The sequence below is a fragment of the Pseudoalteromonas sp. 23_GOM-1509m genome (assembly GCF_000518425.1).
Taxonomy (GTDB): Bacteria; Pseudomonadota; Gammaproteobacteria; order Enterobacterales; family Alteromonadaceae; genus Pseudoalteromonas; species Pseudoalteromonas tetraodonis.
The window spans coordinates 89,698-107,031 of record NZ_JADO01000008.1 but is presented as its reverse complement, the minus strand read 5'-3'; the positions used below and the strand labels follow the sequence as shown (position 1 = coordinate 107,031).

Annotated in this window: 16 protein-coding genes and 1 tRNA gene; 5 read left to right on the top strand and 12 right to left on the bottom strand. The window is 39.9% G+C overall.

Features of this window, described 5'->3' with window-relative positions:
* Positions 1 to 37 precede the first annotated feature (37 nt).
* Complete coding sequence (locus N523_RS0100490) at positions 38 to 337, top strand: DUF4144 family protein (RefSeq protein ID WP_028835587.1); 300 nt, start codon at positions 38 to 40, stop codon at positions 335 to 337.
* Here N523_RS0100490 and N523_RS0100485 read toward each other — a convergent pair.
* From N523_RS0100485 to N523_RS0100455, 7 genes are all read right to left on the bottom strand, one after another.
* Entirely contained in the window at positions 317 to 1,240 is a 924-nt protein-coding gene (locus tag N523_RS0100485) for a histone deacetylase family protein (RefSeq protein ID WP_028835586.1), read from the bottom strand. The two genes, N523_RS0100490 and N523_RS0100485, sit on opposite strands and share 21 nt — an antisense overlap.
* A gap of 103 nt (positions 1,241 to 1,343) precedes the next feature.
* Positions 1,344 to 2,885 carry a serine hydrolase gene (locus N523_RS0100480; protein WP_028835585.1) on the bottom strand — a complete coding sequence of 514 codons (1,542 nt, stop codon included), beginning with the start codon at positions 2,883 to 2,885 and terminating at the stop codon, positions 1,344 to 1,346.
* 27 nt (positions 2,886 to 2,912) lie between these two features.
* Positions 2,913 to 3,407, bottom strand: coding sequence for a gamma-glutamylcyclotransferase family protein (locus N523_RS0100475; RefSeq protein ID WP_013465973.1), 495 nt, complete (start codon positions 3,405 to 3,407; stop codon positions 2,913 to 2,915).
* 12 nt (positions 3,408 to 3,419) lie between these two features.
* Positions 3,420 to 4,046: a LysE family translocator gene (locus N523_RS0100470; RefSeq protein ID WP_028835584.1), complete on the bottom strand. Its 627-nt coding sequence runs from the start codon at positions 4,044 to 4,046 to the stop codon at positions 3,420 to 3,422.
* 2 nt (positions 4,047 to 4,048) lie between these two features.
* Complete coding sequence (locus N523_RS0100465) at positions 4,049 to 4,831, bottom strand: hypothetical protein (RefSeq protein ID WP_028835583.1); 783 nt, start codon at positions 4,829 to 4,831, stop codon at positions 4,049 to 4,051.
* A 3-nt stretch (positions 4,832 to 4,834) separates the two neighbouring features.
* A complete protein-coding gene (locus tag N523_RS0100460; RefSeq protein WP_013465976.1) occupies positions 4,835 to 5,305 on the bottom strand; it encodes a CreA family protein in 471 nt (156 codons plus the stop codon).
* Between the two features lie 185 nt (positions 5,306 to 5,490).
* Entirely contained in the window at positions 5,491 to 8,511 is a 3,021-nt protein-coding gene (locus tag N523_RS0100455) for a TonB-dependent receptor domain-containing protein (RefSeq protein ID WP_028835582.1), read from the bottom strand.
* A gap of 315 nt (positions 8,512 to 8,826) precedes the next feature.
* Here N523_RS0100455 and N523_RS0100450 point away from each other — a divergent pair, with 315 nt between their 5' ends.
* Entirely contained in the window at positions 8,827 to 10,947 is a 2,121-nt protein-coding gene (locus tag N523_RS0100450) for a winged helix-turn-helix domain-containing protein (RefSeq protein WP_028835581.1), read from the top strand.
* Between the two features lie 162 nt (positions 10,948 to 11,109).
* A complete protein-coding gene (locus N523_RS0100445; RefSeq protein WP_013465979.1) occupies positions 11,110 to 11,439 on the top strand; it encodes a 5-carboxymethyl-2-hydroxymuconate Delta-isomerase in 330 nt (109 codons plus the stop codon).
* Between the two features lie 86 nt (positions 11,440 to 11,525).
* On the opposite strand, the gene N523_RS0100440 is transcribed toward N523_RS0100445, so the two are convergent.
* The 4 genes from N523_RS0100440 to N523_RS0100425 all read right to left on the bottom strand — a co-directional run bounded on the left by N523_RS0100440 (position 11,526) and on the right by N523_RS0100425 (position 14,810).
* Positions 11,526 to 13,403 carry a methyl-accepting chemotaxis protein gene (locus N523_RS0100440; protein ID WP_028835580.1) on the bottom strand — a complete coding sequence of 626 codons (1,878 nt, stop codon included), beginning with the start codon at positions 13,401 to 13,403 and terminating at the stop codon, positions 11,526 to 11,528.
* A 260-nt stretch (positions 13,404 to 13,663) separates the two neighbouring features.
* Positions 13,664 to 13,740, bottom strand: a tRNA-Ile gene (locus N523_RS0100435).
* A gap of 277 nt (positions 13,741 to 14,017) precedes the next feature.
* A complete protein-coding gene (locus tag N523_RS19235) occupies positions 14,018 to 14,176 on the bottom strand; it encodes a YqaE/Pmp3 family membrane protein (RefSeq protein ID WP_008466367.1) in 159 nt (52 codons plus the stop codon).
* A gap of 64 nt (positions 14,177 to 14,240) precedes the next feature.
* On the bottom strand, positions 14,241 to 14,810 hold the full coding sequence (locus N523_RS0100425) for a BON domain-containing protein (protein WP_013465983.1): 570 nt from the start codon (positions 14,808 to 14,810) through the stop codon (positions 14,241 to 14,243).
* A 313-nt stretch (positions 14,811 to 15,123) separates the two neighbouring features.
* On the opposite strand from N523_RS0100425, the gene N523_RS0100420 reads away from it, so the two are divergent.
* Complete coding sequence (locus N523_RS0100420) at positions 15,124 to 15,789, top strand: LiaF domain-containing protein (protein ID WP_028835579.1); 666 nt, start codon at positions 15,124 to 15,126, stop codon at positions 15,787 to 15,789.
* Between the two features lie 46 nt (positions 15,790 to 15,835).
* Here N523_RS0100420 and N523_RS0100415 read toward each other — a convergent pair whose 3' ends face one another.
* On the bottom strand, positions 15,836 to 16,252 hold the full coding sequence (locus N523_RS0100415) for a VOC family protein (protein WP_028835578.1): 417 nt from the start codon (positions 16,250 to 16,252) through the stop codon (positions 15,836 to 15,838).
* Between the two features lie 236 nt (positions 16,253 to 16,488).
* Between N523_RS0100415 and suhB the strand changes: the two genes are divergently transcribed.
* On the top strand, positions 16,489 to 17,292 hold the full coding sequence (gene suhB, locus N523_RS0100410; protein WP_010391751.1) for an inositol-1-monophosphatase: 804 nt from the start codon (positions 16,489 to 16,491) through the stop codon (positions 17,290 to 17,292).
* The last annotated feature ends 42 nt before the right edge of the window (positions 17,293 to 17,334 follow it).

The window sequence follows — 17,334 nt, the reverse complement described above, 5'->3', positions numbered from 1 at the left end:
TTATTCAGTAAAAAAACAATTTGATTTAGGACAATAGATGAGCATCAGTTACCCACAAATTATTATTTATAATAATGAAATTGAGCTAATAGAGCACGCCAATGATTTACATGACTTTATTTACACTATGGAAGCAAGTGAACAGCAAAAAGTCATTATTTTAGATAAGGTTAGTGGCTATCAAAGCTTAAGCGGCCATTCGCTCACGGCGCTCAGTGCAAGCCAATTAGCAGAGCTAGTAAAAGAATATTTAGCAAAAGAAGGGCAATGCTGCTTAAGTAAAATAGAGCAGCTAACTCCAGATCAGGCATTCAGGTTACTCGCCGAAATCAACTAGCGCTTTAACGTGTGCAATCGCGCTGCGCCCGAGGGCCGACAGTGAGTACCCTCCCTCTAAATAAGAAATAATACCTAAACAATGATGCTGTTGGCTAAATTGCGCTAACTGCTCAGTAAGCCATATATAATCACTTTCAACAAACTTAAGACTGGCCATGTCATCTTCTAAATGTGCGTCAAATCCCGCGCTTATAAAAAGTAGCTCAGGCTTAAATTCTGTTAATTTTGGTAGCCATTGTTGCTCATAAAGTGCTTTTAAATCAGCACCATCACTAGCTATCGGTAAAGGTGAATTTACCAGTGTGGCGTTATTTTTAATGGCGGTATTAGGATAAAATGGATATTGAAATAACGAGCACAGCAACACATTTTCATCATCCATAAAAATATCTTGAGTCCCATTGCCATGGTGTACGTCAAAATCAACAATGGCAATGCGCTTTACCCCTTTGCTTTGTGCATATTTAACCGCAATCGCAAGGTTATTAAACACACAAAAACCAGAAGAGCTATCTCGGTTAGCGTGATGCCCTGGCGGGCGTACTGAACAAAACGCAGCGTCTAACTTACCCTCTAAAATCTCATCAACAGCGAGTAACCCTGCTCCGACTGCACGCTCAATGGCCTTTAAAGAGTCGGGGCATAACCACGTATCTCCATCAAGATCGCTGAGCCCTTCGTTTGGGATCATGTCTTCTACATGCTTAATATGCTGCTCACTGTGCGCCAATAAATAATGTTCGCGCAGTGCTTTAGGGGCTTGTTTTTGCTCTATAGCCACATCCAGTCCACTAGCAAGTAAACGGTCATTAATCGCATCTAAACGCTCAGGGCATTCTGGATGATCTTCTATCATTTTATGTTTACGACAGTGAGGATGAGAAATAATCGCAGTGCGCATAGCTAACTCCAAAAATAAGTTGCTCATCAAGTATAACAAAGCCACCTTGTGGTGGCTTTGCGACTTTGGTTGATACTAAACAACTCTTTAACCAAAGTTATGGTTATTTAGCTTTTAAGTCGAGGTTTCTAAAATCAAAGCTAAAGTCGGTTACCTGCGCTGAAACTGCATTCATTTTCGCCGATTCCACGCGGTTATCGGCGCTCATAGAAAAGCGAATAAAGGCATCTGCCTCTAATAACTTTTCATCCCACTTCACAATAAAAGTATTACCTGTGTAATGCTTTAGCTCACCTTTAAGGCGTTTTGTATGGGTAAAATCAATGCGTAATTTACCATCTAGTTCTTCAACGATTACATCGCCATACCAATCATCATGTAATGTACCGGTGTAGTTTATATTAGGCAATTGCGGTTGAGTGTCTGTTGGCGCTTTTGGAGCGGCGTTAGCATAGGCTTTTTCTTTCCCTGCAAAATGCTTTTTAGCTAACTCTTCAACCCAATCTTTATCTTCAAGCTCGAGTACATCTTCAAGTACTTCATGAGTCACTGCCGATAATGCAGAAAATGCTTGTTGGTTGCTTAATATCACAATCCCCACGTTTTTTTCTGGTAATAAAGTCACCTGCGATACCATACCTAAAATGCCGCCACCATGTGCCAGCTTTTTAACGCCGTGGTAATCTTCTATACTCCAACCTAAACCGTAGCCTCTAAATTGTTGATGATACGCTTCATAGGCACTTTTAGATGCCATTGACGTAATATGTGGATGCCACATTTGTGCTTGCTGCTTTTCACTAAATAACTGCTCGCCATTAGGCATTTTGCCACCAGCAAGTTGAGTACGTAGCCATTGGCTCATATCATTTACGCTTGATGCAATGGCGCCTGCCCCTCGAAAGTCTTCAAGGTAATTAACAAAAAAAGGATGCAATTTGCCATCCATTGGGATGTGTCCAATCGCCCAGTTTTTGTTATTTTTTGCGATACGCGAAAAGCCAGCGCGCGAGTTAGTCATATTTAGCGGCTGTAAAATGTTTTTTTCAATGTAGTCGTTCCAGCTCATCCCCGATACACGCGCAACAACTTCACCAGCGGTAACAAACATTAGGTTGTTGTAAGCATATTGGCTACGAAAACTGCTCGCAGGTTTTAAATATTTCAGCCCAGATAAAATATCGACTACCGATTTATCTGTACTTGGCCAAATCATTAAATCGCCTTGACCAAGCCCTAAACCGCTACGATGACTAAGTAGATCGCGTATGCGCATTTCACGAGTAACGTAAGGGTCGTACAATCTAAACTCAGGAAGATGGTCAATTACGCGGTCATCCCAGCTTAACTTGCCTTCATCCACCAGCTTAGCCAATGCTGCACTGGTAAATGCCTTGGTATTTGAAGCAATACCAAATAAAGTGTCTTTATTCACCTTGCTATTCGTATCAAGGTTGGCAACACCAAAGCCTTTAGCGAATACAACTTTGTCATTTTCAACAATGGCAACGGCCATTCCGGGTACATCAAAACGTGTCATTGAGGCGTTGATCACCTCTGAAATTTTATCGGTATCAACCGCTGCAGAGCTCGTAAACGCCCAGCCAGCCAATAATGCGGCTGTGGCTAATTTTTTTAGTTTCATAGTGTTACCTTAGGTTATTATTTTTGTTTAGTCTTGATGAACCGCAAATTCTATTTCGGCGCGCGCTTTATTAGTATCTTGCTTACTCGGGTAAGCTAAAATGCGTTGACTGTAGTGTTCGGGTACGCCCGCCTCAAGTGCGCCGCGGTATACATGCTGCACGTACCAATCATAAGGTAGCAGTGTGTCGTCATGTGTGTTTGCTATGTAGCAGTGTACATTAATGTCATCGTCATCTAGAAGGCTCACGGTTAAATCAACACAGTCGTAATTAGGGCCTTCAATTTTATCTAAGATCTCTTTTTCGGCTTCATTAAGCTGATACACCACCCCATATACCACAGCATCGGGTTCATTGGTGGGCACAATAGTGCATTTACCTGAACCATCTGAAAAGGCCATATTAAAGGTTAACTTATAGCCCTTTAAAAGTGCCGTACCCACACGTTTTGCATTAGGTAAACGTGCCAATAAACGATTAGATGACATATTAGAGCCAAACGAAAAATTATATAACGCCATACTATTCCTTCTTTAAATAACAACTCGCACAGCCAGTGCGATTAAAATAATGCCAATGCCGCGGTCGAACCAATAACCACTTTGCTGAAAAAAATCACGTACACGCGCTTTTGATAACAATAGCGATAAAATAGAAAACCAAGCCCACGTAGCAAGCGCCATATAAACGCCATATCCCATTTGTACTATTACCGGCGTAGTTGGGCTAATCACTAAGGTAAACAACGACATAAAAAACAGTGTTGCCTTAGGGTTAAGTGCATTGGTAAAAAAGCCACGTCGAAACGCACGCCATGATGACTCAGCTGCAAGGCTGGGTTTTGCAGTCGGTTCTGATGAGGTATTTGTAGGTTTAGCAGCGCGCAGTGCCTGCACGCCTAAATACGCTAAATACGCGCCCGCTATATATTTAAGCGCCATAAACAACGCAGGTGATTGAGTTAACACCAGCGCAACTCCCAATACACAATAGGCTATGTGTAATAAAATAGCCGCACCAACACCTGCACTTGTCCATAAGGCATTGCGCCTGCCGTGTTGTACACTTTGTTTAAGGACTACCGCAAAGTCGGGCCCAGGGCTTGCTACCGCAAAAAAATGAGCCACCGCAATTAATAAAAATTCATCGATATAGTTCATACTTAACTGGCTTGCTCTGGCGAAAAAGCCAATAATAATGGGTTAGCCGATTGATTAACCAAGGCTTTTATTTCTTTTTGCGCTTTTTTAAATTGGCCTCGTAAATGCGGTTTTAAATGTTTTTTAGAGTGTTTATCTTGCTTAAAGTAGCTCACTAACGCATGCATAAATACGGTATGCGTTTCACTGAGCGCCGCTTCGCGATTTGCATACGGGTTATAACATGAGCCACAGCCACCTTTAAACTGGTACACGGTATTGCTCATCATTACCCCAAAGCCTAAAAAACACGCTAAAGCATCAGTAGCTTGTGGTAAGTACTCTTTACCACCTGGGGGCAAAACCCCTACGTGATGAATTAATATGGTGGCAAGCGTACCGGCAAAACTCGCCACTAAGTCTTGCGGTTGATTAATTTGATTGGGATTAAACGACACATTAATAGTATGACTGGCTGGTACTATTAAATGGCAATCATCGCCACGTAAACGCTGACTAAATTCAAAGTGTGGAAACACCTGTGGTTGTAATTGTTGCGGTGCAACCAAGGTTACTGGCCATTCATTCATACCAGCGTATTGCTTAACACGCGCAAACACTTTGCTGGCCATTTCCTCAATACTTGAAACCGAGTCAGGAAAAAACTCAACCGTTGGCAAAATAACTTGGCTGTGTTTGGTAAAAAAATCCAAATCAAAGTTTTCTGCTGCCCATATAAAGGTATCAACCAGCCATTGTTGTTCTTGTTCTGCCAATAAGGGCTTTGATTTAAATAGAGTTAACATAAACTACTCTTGCCCCTTCGCCCATTGCCATGCTTGTGTATTGTATAAAGGCACCGTAGAGAGCGCATGATGATGACTGCCCGTAGACTCTTTCGTTGAGTATGATAAATATAATAATGTATGGGTTTTAGCATCATAAATACGGCGCACTTTTAATGACTTAAACAAAATACTCTTAGATGATTTAAACACGACTTCACCGGATTTACTGCGGTCGATAGACTGTAATTGGTCTGGCGTTATTGGCCCAGTTTGACGACAGGCAATCGACATATCTGATGGGTCTGAAAAATCTAAATTCGCCTCAATATGGCTAATATGACAGGTTACACCGGTCACTAGCGGGTCTTGCTGTGAATTAACCACCACATCTTTAGTGGTAAATAGCCCAAGACTCACTGAGGCAACATCATCAGAACACCCTGCAAGCCCTGCTAAGCATACAATTAAACCACCCATTTTGAGATACTTCATAGCAAGTCCTTCGTTCATATTAAAAATTAAGTTACGCCTTATACTAAACGCTTTCACCGCGATAAAACAAATTTTATCCACCAACTCAATACTGTAATGGTTTAAAGGGTATTTCGCAGCAAGATACACAATAAAAAAGGCACGCCCGAGGGAGTGCCTTTGCAAACAAATACAGCTAAAGGTTATTAAAAGCTATATTGTGCACCTAGATAAACATAACGACCGGCACCGCCGCCGTAGCCACTATAAAAGTTACCACGACCACTTGGGTAAAATGCCCCTTTGTCGTCAAATACATTGTTAATACCGCCAAATACACGTAAGTCACTTTTATCAGTCAGTACCAGAGTGTAAGACGCTGATAAACTATGCTTTAAAAATGAGCCATAATCTTGATACGCAAGTGGCTCTGGGTTTGCAATACAACCGGCATCGCCCGCAGCACAGCGCTCATCGTTTGCAGCAACATACTCAAGGTAGTCTTTCTCATCTTCTTGGCTTGCTTTAAACGCGCCTACGTAATTTGTACGCCAGCGGATACGTAAATCATCCATTTTCCATACAATCGACATAGCGGCTTTATCTTTTGAGCGCCCATAACCTGCATACTGTGAAGTAACACTGTTACCATCTAAGCCTTCATAGGTTTGCGAGTTTTCAATAATGTGATTGTAATCAAGCTTAAATGACAAGTTGCCATAGCTGCCGATGTCATATTTGTAAGTTGCAACGACATCGTAACCGCGCGCAGTTAACTCATCCAAGTTATATTCACGCTGTAGAATTTTTACAATGTTACCTTCGTCGTTACGGGTAATATCGTTACAGTATTCGTTATCACTGCCCCAAGCAGCCTCTGAGTCATAACATTCGCGCATGATGTTTTCGTTGCTTATTTCATCAATTGCATCAACAATAGCAATATCGTAGTAATCCACCGCTAAGTTAAAGCCATCTAAAAACTCAGGAGATACAGTAATACCAAAGGTATAGGTATCGGCTGTTTCTTCTTTTAAGTTTGGATTACCTGTATTTGGCGAGTAGTTATTGTCTTCACTTTCAAATTCAAAGTTAGGATCATCAGCTAGCTTTTGTGCCAAGGTTGGCTCTAAACGACAGTTATCGTGTCCTGGGTTTGTTGATGTTGCTGTTAGACCATCACAAATATCATCAAATGAATCAAAATCGCCGCGAGGGGGTGATAATAATTCCGTGATAGTCGGCGCACGCTGTGCACGTGCATAATTGGCACGTAACATGTACCCATCAATTGGTTGCCATAAAAGGCCTAGCTTATAACTGGCGACAGTGCTGATATTATCAATGCTGTAATTTGCTAAACGCAGCGACGTTTCTGCCGACAAACTTTTAGCAAATGGCGCATCTTTAAGTAGTGGCACCGCAAGTTCAGCAAATGCCTCATACACTTCTACTTCACCGTAAAAAGAAGGCACAACGTTAAACGTAATACCGCCCGCTTTCATATCATCACTGGTATCTAGGCTTTGTGAATCTTTACGATACTCTGCACCAAATACTGCAGACACATTACCTGCTGGTAATTCGTATAGGTCACCAGTGATATAACCCATTACCGTATATTGCTGAATCTCAGTATCAATAATCGGGTTAGTACGGATCCAATCAGCCATTTCAGGGGTAATAGACCCTTCACCAAATAGATTAAGCGGGACACATCCTTGCGCTCGCGCTTCGGCGTCTTTACATTGAATAGTGCCATCGGCTAGCTTTTCAGCTTGCAGTGCTTGATTGACACGTACCGTATTTAACTCGTTACTACGGATTTGATGTTGTTTAAATTGCCCGTATCCAGCAGAGATATCCCAATCCCATGTATCATCAAACATCATACCCTGTAGGCCTGCCCAAGTTCGGATGGTCGTACGGTCGTTATCAGTGCTGATATTACCTACTTCACCAAAACGACGATCCCAATAAATACGGTCTTTGTATGGGTTGCTGTCAATAATTTCTTGTGGCACGTATGGGTTATCAATAGGAATGTAACCGGGCGCAATATCATCGATAGGGTCGCCAGTCACTGGGTCGTAGCGAGGTACGTAAGCCCCTTCGTATTCATCTTCTGGTGACTTATCGTTGAACGAGCCACTCTTACTATATTGAATTTGGAAGTAACTCATAATGTCGTCTGTTACATCATAATCTACTTTTATCGCGGTCGAAAAGTTATCGCTAGGTACATCAAGCATGACGTATTGTGACGAATTTATACCATAAATTTCTTCATTACCTTTCCAGTCATCACGCAGCGTTTGCCCGTCGTACCAAAACTGGGTATCGTTTCGGCTGCTTTCTAAAAATACACCGCCTAAGGTACCATCGCTTTTGCTTGCCCAATCAGCTTGTGTAATACCACTCATACACTGATAACCATCAGCAGTGTACATTTGATTACACATTAACTCATCATCATAACTATGCGCCGCTTCTATTTTTGCGCGGTCACGGTCGTAAAAGGTCATGCCAAAATCACGATCCCAGTTTGAGCTGACAAATACATAACCGCGATCATCAGCAAATGACGTTCCGTAGTTTAAATCAAGCGTAAACTCGCGACCGCCACCATCTGTTGTTTCACCGCCACGGGCTTGAAATTCAAAGCCTTCTTTTTTTGACTGGGTAATAATATTCACTACACCGGCTACCGCATCAGCTCCATAAGTGGCCGACGCACCACCACTTATAATTTCAACGCGCTCCACCATGCCACTTGGAATAGTATTTAAACTCACATAGTTACCACCATAACTATTTGATACCACACGGCGGCCATCAATAAGCGTTAGCGTTCTATTAGCGCCTAAGTCGCGAAGCTGCACCGTTAATAAACCGGTACCCGAAATACTTGATTGGCTGGTTGTATTACCAATACTTTCGCTCAGTGCAGGCATGTTATCGATTAATACATCTGAAAGGTTGCCTAGGCCTGTATCCTGAATCGACGCTCTATCCATGGTTACCAGCGGGGTCGTTACAGAAAAACTATCACGCTTTAAACGCGAACCCGTTACGGTTATTTTTTCTGGTGCTTCTTGTACCACTTCTTCGCTTGCTTTAGCGGTTGATTGACGAGCAATAGCCTCGTCATTTGCTATTGCATGTCCAGATAAACTGGCTGTTATAGCCAGTGCTAAAGCGCATTTTTTTGTTGATATATTACTCACAAACTTCCCTTATTATTTATTATTCCATTAGTACAAATCGTTTTTGATTAACTTTTTAGTTATTAAATTTGTTTTGTACCAATTGGTTTATTTTACTAATAACATGTTGTAAGTAATCGTGAATAAAAGCACAATGAGAGGTGTCTCGTTTATATCCCTATTTTATATCTATTTAATATCTATTTATTTATAATCATACACTTAAGGTTTTCGTGTTAGAATGATGTAAAATCGAATGTTAACCAACTATCGCTTTATTTTGCATTAAACACTGCCTAGTAACGTACTTAATCAAGAGGTTTAAATACACAAACTATGAATACTCAACAGACATTTTCAATTGGAAAATGCCAAATATCGGTGTTTGAAAATAAGCTGTTTTGTGCTGATAAAACCTGTGTATTACAACCTAAATTTATAGAACTACTTGTTTACTTGGTAGAATGTTACCCAAACGCAGTAACGCGTGAGCAACTAATAGAGAATGTGTGGGGTGGTAATCAATATGTGGGCGAAAAAGCACTGACAAATGCCATATGGCATCTTCGTAAAAGCTTTAAAGAACTCGACCCCGACAATACCTATATAGAAACACTGCGTAAAACGGGTTACCGCTTAGTACAAAAACCAACAACGCCAGAGCCTGTTAATAGCATTAACAATATGCCGCTTCGCTCTAGGTATATTTACGCTAGCGTACTTGCTATTGTTATATTATTAGGTAGCTATTGGGGTTATAGCGCCCTTTTTGAAAACGCAAAGCAGCCACTTGCTCAATCGCAACAAGCAGCGCGTTTGTACGATTACATTGAAACAATTACCACCAGCCCAGGAAGAGAGTTGTTTCCGGCTATTTCTAATGACAGTCATTTTTTAGCGTATTCGTGGCGCCGCCCAGGACACAAAGCTAATTTATACTTACGTGATTTACATTTATCCGAACAAGCTGCAATAGCTCTTACCGACACCTCATTCATTGAGGGCAGAGCGGTATTTAGTCATGATTTAACGTTTATTTATTATTACCGCCGTAAAGCTGCTCAAGGCTGTGAAGTAATTCAGCAAAATATCGCCTCGGGCAATATCACTGTTATAGGGCTGTGCGGAAGTAAAACCAGTACCGATATAGACATTAATGCCACAGGCACTAAGCTGGTTTATATTAGTGAAGATGAAAAAAATAATGATTTTACCCAGCTTAACCTTGTCGATTTAACCTCATCGCCATACTCAGTTACTCAAGTCCCTTGTACGTCAGCATGCCAATATACCGATGAGTCGGTTGTGTTTTCACCAGATGCGACACAGCTGGTGGTATCGCGTAATTTACCAACGGGTTTTGAAGAACTATTTTTAATCGACATAAAAACAGCTCATGCTAAGCAATTAACTTCAGGTTTTGTTGATATGAGAGGCGTTGATTGGCATCCCAATAAGCCACAACTCGTCTTTTCGGGTGTTAAAAAAGGCAAGCGCCAAGGTTATTTTTATAACCTCAAAACACAACAAATGATCAATGCGCACATTGATGGCTTAAGTTACCCAGAATATGCACATGATGGCAGTTTGTATTTTCATCAATGGAATATCGACTCTGCATTAATGCGTGTAGAAACCAGTAATGCGGTTGCAAGTTCCCCTTTTCCGGTATTATCAAGCGACTTTAATACGCGCTTTCCTGATTACAGTAAAGCCAGAAAAAAGTTAGTTTTTGTATCTAACGAATCGGGCTCAATGGAATTATGGACTGCAAATCAAGACGGCACCTCACGAAAACAGCTTACTAATCTCAGTGCAAATATTTACAACCCGGTGTGGTCACCTGATGGTAATTACATTGCCTTTGTTGCTTCTCATCTTGGTGAGCATGCGCTATACCTTTATGACTTTAACACCCAATCAAGTCAGTCATTACCCACAGGCTTTAGTTACCATGGAAAACCGAGTTGGGCTGCAGATAGTAAAAGCCTATTGGTAGCGAATGATCAACACGTTTATCGCTTCGACTTAAAGGGAAATAAACTCGCAAAGGCCATAGATTCACCAACACTATACGCTTATGAAAACAAGCAAGGCGCTTTAATTTTTGCCAACCAAGCAACTAATCAACTATGGATAAAAGACCCAGATAGCCAAACTGAGCAACCACTTGTTAGCGAAATTAATTTATCGAATCATAATTCGTGGTATTTTTTTGAAGGCGACACCTTAGCGCAATCGCGTATTTACTATTTTAATGTAAAACAAGGTGATTACCGTTTGAGTTATTACGACTTCTCAACCAACAGCCATCATGACGTAATACGCCTTCCCGAACGCGCATTTAGTCGCACCTCTGGCTTAACCTATATTACAAATACCAACTGGCTTGTGTACTCTTCGTATAAGTCACCACAAATTGACATAAAACGTATAAACCAAAAATATTTGCCATAATAAATCTAAAATTAAACACGCTACAGGTCTTGTAATTGCTTAAATGAGTTTATTGCTAAAAATATGTTCAAGCCACATTTTTAAAAATTAAGCGTTATGGGGTTAGCGTGTACAAACCCGTTTGGTATAATTAAATAAACCAATCTAAAGAGGATACGTTAAATGCCACACATTATTATTGAACACTCAGAAGATCTGCCTTTACTACCTCAAGTTCTTGTGGAAAAAATCCATACAACAACGTTTGAAAGTGGCTTATTTGATTTAGAAACAATAAAGACTCGCGCTATTGCTTATCAGCATTATCAGTTAGGTGTGGGTAAAGAAGGGTTTATTCATATTGCGGTGCATATTATGGCTGGGCGTTCCATTGAGCAAAAGCAACTACTAAGTGAGCAATTACTAGCCTGCTTGCAAACGTATTGCAGAGCCTCTGACAGTTTAAGCGTAAATATTTACGAAATGGATCACGAGATTTACCGTAAAAACTAACCGCCATTACAACATCATAGTTATAGGCGAGAACTCTATAACTATGATGGTTTCCTCGCTCAACTGATTTTTTAATTAAATCGTGTTTAAAGCGTAAACTTACCCAGTAAATCCCTTAAAATATTCGATTCTTTATTTAAACCGTTACAAAGCTGCTCTGACTTTTTCATATTTTCTTTGGTTTGCTCTGCCGAATCGGAAATCATCACAATATTTTGGCTAATTTCTGAGGTTGCTAGTGTTTGCTCTCGCGTTGCAGTAGCCACTGAGTTGTTTAACTCGCTTAGTAGTACAATTTCCTGTGAAATACCATTTAATGTATGGCCGGTTTCTTTTAAGCGCTCGGCATTTTCTAGGGTGTTTTTGCTGCCCAATTCAATCGCTGTTACCGTGCTTGAAGCTTTAGCATTTAACGAATCAATCATCTCATTAATTTGCTCCGTAGACTCCGCGGTACGTTGCGCAAGCGTTCTTACTTCGTCAGCAACTACCGCAAAGCCACGGCCCTGCTCACCCGCTCTAGCAGCCTCAATAGCCGCATTTAACGCCAATAAATTAGTTTGCTCGGAAATCCCTTTAATTACATCCAATACATGAGAAATTGATTTAATCTCTGTCGAAAGCTCTAACACCGAGGCCACAGAGTTGGCCATTGACGCTTCTAGTTGTTCCATTTGTTTAATCGTGCTTTGCACAAACTCAACCCCTTTGTGCGTCGTTTCTTCGGTTTTAGTAGCAATATCTGCTGCATTACTGGCACTACCAGAAATATCCTGAACCGTAACCTCCATCTCATTAACGGCTGCCGCCACCGTTTGCGTACTCGATGATTGCACTTCAGCTAAATTTGCCGCACCTTGCACTTGCTCAAGCACATCTTGGGAAATACCTTTAACATGAATTGCCGACTCAGAAACCTGTTTGAACATATAATGTAACTGCTCTAAAAACAGATTAAACTTAACCGCTAAGTCTGAAATTTCATTATTATCATCAGTAGGGAGTCGTGCCGTTAAATCACCATCTTTTTCCGTTAATGCATTCACCGCTGCAGTAATGTTTTCGATTGGCCTAAATATTTGCCCTACTAACACGCGTGCTAACGCTAAACCTACAAGCGCAATAATTACACCAAAAATGATATTAGTATTAATAGCACTATTAATTGCGCCATATAATTGCTCTTGGGGAATTTCAGCGACTAGATGCCAACCTAATGAATTTACTGGCGTACTTGAGACAACATAGTCATCACCATCAATTACTTTACTTTGAATTGCCCCATTTTTAATCGGCGCCAAGTCAACAGATTGCCCAATTTTAGTTTTATTACCATGCAACATAATCTCGCCACTACCAGAGACCAAATAAACAATGCCGCCCTCTCCTATTCTATATTCACTTATGAGATCCACCATAGAATCGAGCGAACGGCCTATTCCGGCAATTCCTTGTCGTTGCCCATCAAGCTCAATGGCATAATTAATAAATACCATCACCTCAGAGCTGCCTTTATCTATGTCGAGTGCTACTTCAAATAGTCTATCCGATGCTAAAAAAGCATCAAACCAAGTATCACTACTGTCTATTTGCCTAGAAATACCTTCATCGGTGTAATAATTGCGGGAGTTTTTAGAAATAATGTATGCGTTACTGGCTTGGTTTTTATTTTTTATATGTTTGAGGTAATCAATGAATTTACCTCGGCTTTGCGCATCTTCATTATTATTCATCCATTGTTGCACAAATAAGTTTTGCGCTATTTCTTTGCCAACAATAATAGGAGTCGATAACTCTAATTCGATTTGGCTTTTCACTTCACTAAGCGCTGTTGGTAAATCTACTTTGGCTAGTTTGTCTTCTGTATTTGAGCGAATACTATTTGAAAATATTAGAGTAGATATTGCTAAAGGAGCAACAACAGCCAAAATAAGGCTGAGGTATACTTTTCGTTTTAATAACATAGAGCACCTAAGGGGTAACAAAGCGGTATTTTATATACTGCACACAATTAACAGTAGCGACATTAAAGGTCATAAAATAAATATTTTTATAATAAAATCTCATAACACTTTAATAGTAGATTCAACTGTGTTTATTGCAATGTATTCAATAAAATTAATAAAAAAATCAGTGCGCTGATAAAAATACAATAGAAGTAATAGAAATGAAGTTTTATAAACTAGGAAGGTGAATTTCTATTTACTTGGAAAGCGTGTAAAAGTGGTGGCCCCTCCCAGACTCGAACTGGGGACCTAACGATTATGAGTCGTGTGCTCTAACCAACTGAGCTAAGGGGCCATCTTTGTATAACTGTAAGCAGTTAATTTTTGAAGCGTTTAGCCACAGAGCGACTAAAGCGGGTTGCAGTATAAAAAGTTTTTAGGGGCTTGTCACTAGCAAAAAGCTTTATTTTAACAATCAAGGGGCTAACTGCTCAAATAGTAGGCTTTGAGGTTTTGTTAGTGATGAGTTTTGTAAAACAAATCCATTTATTAATAGCAGCCTGAGTAACTAATAAACATACCTTTGGGAGCACTTAGCAACTCAGTATTAAATGTCCTGCTATGCTGCTACATTATTTTTTGGCAATAATGTAAATCGCATGAATTAATCCAGGGAAATAGCCGAGCAAAGTTAGCAAAATATTTAACCAAAAATGCATCCCTAGTCCTACCTGTAAAAACACACCCAGTGGTGGTAATAAAATAGAAAAAATAATTCTAATGATATCCATAATTTAATCCTTACAATGTTAGCAAAGCAAAAAGCCCAGCTGGGCTGGGCTTTAGTATAGTGTATTATTCTGCAATAACAGTTAATTCATCAACTACCTTGCGAACATCTTCAGCGTTTTTAGCAATTTCCATCGCTAATTGCTTTTCAGCATCAGACTCAACTGTACCTTTAAGAGTTACCACACCATTATCGGTATCAACATCAATGTCTGTACCACCTACTTCAGAATCAAATAAGTAACGTGTTGTGATCACTGTAGTGATTTTAGCATCGGTTAAATCACTTTCAGTGTCGTTACCCATCATTTCAGAATCATGCTTCTTCATGTCGGTGTTTTTTACCACAGTTAGACTGTTTTCAACGTCAGTTACACCATCTAGGCTTAGCACGAGTTCTTCAGCAAGCTCTTTATCTACTTCGCTGTTTACTTTACCTGTTAGCATTACCTTGCCGTTTTTTACGTCCGTGTTGATATCAAAGTTATTTAGATTGGTGTTCATAAGCAATACTGTTTCTGCTTTCCCATCAATCCAAGCATCTTTGCTTTCGTTTTCCCAACTGCTTGCCTGAGCGCCCATTGCGGTTGTTCCTAATACTAGGGCTGCAATCATAGACTTATTAAATGTTTTCATAATCGTTCTCCTTTTGATTAAAGACACTTAAGCTAATGCGAGCATCGGGCCAATATTTTTTAACCTTTAATTTCAATAGGTTAATTTAAAGTAGTAGATATTGGCTTAAACCTACTAAGTAAACATTTACAGACTATTGCGTAAAAGTTTCTCGAATAGCGAAACTTACTAAATAATTGTATATTTGGTTAATCTGTCGTTAATATAATAAAGAATCAAAAACCCAAAATTATAAACCACTGAATTTAAACAATTTAATATTTGGTATAAGGCTTGCTTTGAAATAACCAGCAACCATAAAAGGATAATTTAAATGTCTGTTAAAATTGAAGACCGCCCTATTGAGCAAGTTCGTGAGCAAGTGATTGATCAGCTCATTTATAACTACAGCCATGGTGTTATTTCTGTTGAAGCATTTGAAAGGCGCTTAGACGACGCCATGGCAGCGAGTGACAATAAAGCACTTATGGATCTCGTTGAAGATTTAACCTTAAATACTGACCAGCAATATAAGGCGCAAAAGCACTCTCAGTTTGCACCTAATTATAGCGCGCAGCATGAGACTGATGAAGAGCCACTTACATTAAGAAGCATTCTTGGTTCGAGTGAACGAAGCGGCCAATGGGTAGTTCCTCAAAACATTTATATAGAAAACTACATGGGGTCAATCAATCTTGATTTTACAGATGCGATTTTTACCCACCAACATGTCACTATTCACGTTAATTGTTATTTTGGCAGCGAAGAAATATATGTACCAGAGCACGTTAATGTAGTTTCTAAAATGTTTTGTATTTTAGGCAGTTTTGAAAATAAAACAGTGTCACTTAATAAGCGCCAAGGGCCAACGATTCACATTGAAGGAAAAACTGTTTTAGGCTCTGTGGAAGTTAAAGTTAAACGCACTATTAAAGAAAAATTTATTAGCTTTGCAAATGATCTAAAAACTCAGCTTGGCATACATGGTAAACATTATTAAATATGCTAAACATTGAATGAAGCCATAATCGTTGGCTTCATTCATATTATAAGTCGTTATTTCGCTCACTAGGTACATCACTCATGTACTCTACAAACTCAACTTCAAACCCTGCGGGATCAATATAATAAATGTTTTTTCTAAATGGATTTACAGCACCTTCTTTACTTATTGCAAAGCCCGCATGTTTTAGGCGCGCTATTACTGCATTTAAGTTATTGGTTACATAGGCAAAGTGTGCCAAACCAATTTGATGTCCTGATAGGTCGCGGTTTTTCCCTTCACCGTGATCGCTTATAGCAATATATTGCTCGTTATCACCAAAATGTACCCAGCGCCTTGCTTTACCATACCAGGTTCCTTCTCCCTCACTTCTAATTGACCAATAGGGAAACGCTGCTTGGTAAAACTTAAGCATGGCGTTTATGTCACTAACAACTAAATTTACGTGTTCTAATTTCATAACTTTCTTCCTGTTAATTGAATATAGAACATCATAAAACCTCAAGTTAACTTTAGGTAAAGCGCTAATTTACAAATTTATTGTCTGTTTTTATTCCGATAAATATATTGAAAGATCATGGCTGTACAAAAAACACTCACAAGTATTTAGGCTTTATGGTTTACTTTATGGCAAAAACCGCTAAAATACGCCGGCTTAAATATATAAACGTTCTTTTACAACCCAAAGGTAATACCATGCATCCAATGTTAAACATTGCGGTTCGCGCTGCGCGTAACGCAGGCAAGCTTATTCTTCGTGCAAGTGAAGACTTATCAAAAGTTGAAGTGCAACAAAAAGGCACTAATGATTTAGTTACGAACATTGATAAAGAAGCCGAAGCCGTAATTCGTGACACTATTTTACGTTCTTACCCTGATCACTGCATCGTTGGTGAAGAGTTAGGCGAACACAAAGGTAAGGATGCTGATTACCAATGGATTGTTGACCCACTTGATGGCACAACTAACTTCATCAAGGGTATCCCTCATTTCGCAGTATCTATTGCACTTAAAGTTAAAGGTCGTTTAGACCAAGCCGTAATTTACGATCCAATTCGTGGCGAACTTTTCACCGCTTCTCGTGGTCAAGGCGCACAGTTAAACAGCAAACGTTTACGTGTATCTAAAACGGTTGAACTTGCCGGTTCTGTTCTTGCAACAGGTTTCCCTTTCAAACAAAAACACCACTTAGATGCCTATTCTGAAGCGTTTAAAGCATTATTCGTACATACCGCTGATATTCGTCGTGCAGGCTCTGCAGCACTTGATATGGCATATGTTGCAGCGGGTCGTGTTGATGGTTTCTTTGAAATTGGTTTAAAACCGTGGGATACAGCAGCAGGCGAGCTATTAGTTAAAGAAGCTGGCGGCATGGTTGTTGATTTTGCTGGCGGTAATAACTACAACGTGAGCGGTAACGTTATTTGTGGTGCACCTAAGCTAACACAAGCGATTGTTCGTGAAATGCGCCCAGTATTATCTGAGTCGTTATTACGTTAATCGTAATACCGCACTTAAAAAAAAGGAGCCTAGGCTCCTTTT

Excerpts from the sequence above, each read along its gene's own strand:
- N523_RS0100490 (WP_028835587.1), top strand. The coding sequence starts at position 38 with ATGAGCATCAGTTACCCACAAATTATTATTTATAATAATGAAATTGAG.
- N523_RS0100485 (WP_028835586.1), bottom strand. The coding sequence starts at position 1,240 with ATGCGCACTGCGATTATTTCTCATCCTCACTGTCGTAAACATAAAATG.
- N523_RS0100480 (WP_028835585.1), bottom strand. The coding sequence starts at position 2,885 with ATGAAACTAAAAAAATTAGCCACAGCCGCATTATTGGCTGGCTGGGCG.
- N523_RS0100475 (WP_013465973.1), bottom strand. The coding sequence starts at position 3,407 with ATGGCGTTATATAATTTTTCGTTTGGCTCTAATATGTCATCTAATCGT.
- N523_RS0100470 (WP_028835584.1), bottom strand. The coding sequence starts at position 4,046 with ATGAACTATATCGATGAATTTTTATTAATTGCGGTGGCTCATTTTTTT.
- N523_RS0100465 (WP_028835583.1), bottom strand. The coding sequence starts at position 4,831 with ATGTTAACTCTATTTAAATCAAAGCCCTTATTGGCAGAACAAGAACAA.
- N523_RS0100460 (WP_013465976.1), bottom strand. The coding sequence starts at position 5,305 with ATGAAGTATCTCAAAATGGGTGGTTTAATTGTATGCTTAGCAGGGCTT.
- N523_RS0100450 (WP_028835581.1), top strand. The coding sequence starts at position 8,827 with ATGAATACTCAACAGACATTTTCAATTGGAAAATGCCAAATATCGGTG.
- N523_RS0100445 (WP_013465979.1), top strand. The coding sequence starts at position 11,110 with ATGCCACACATTATTATTGAACACTCAGAAGATCTGCCTTTACTACCT.
- N523_RS0100440 (WP_028835580.1), bottom strand. The coding sequence starts at position 13,403 with ATGTTATTAAAACGAAAAGTATACCTCAGCCTTATTTTGGCTGTTGTT.
- N523_RS19235 (WP_008466367.1), bottom strand. The coding sequence starts at position 14,176 with ATGGATATCATTAGAATTATTTTTTCTATTTTATTACCACCACTGGGT.
- N523_RS0100425 (WP_013465983.1), bottom strand. The coding sequence starts at position 14,810 with ATGAAAACATTTAATAAGTCTATGATTGCAGCCCTAGTATTAGGAACA.
- N523_RS0100420 (WP_028835579.1), top strand. The coding sequence starts at position 15,124 with ATGTCTGTTAAAATTGAAGACCGCCCTATTGAGCAAGTTCGTGAGCAA.
- N523_RS0100415 (WP_028835578.1), bottom strand. The coding sequence starts at position 16,252 with ATGAAATTAGAACACGTAAATTTAGTTGTTAGTGACATAAACGCCATG.
- suhB (WP_010391751.1), top strand. The coding sequence starts at position 16,489 with ATGCATCCAATGTTAAACATTGCGGTTCGCGCTGCGCGTAACGCAGGC.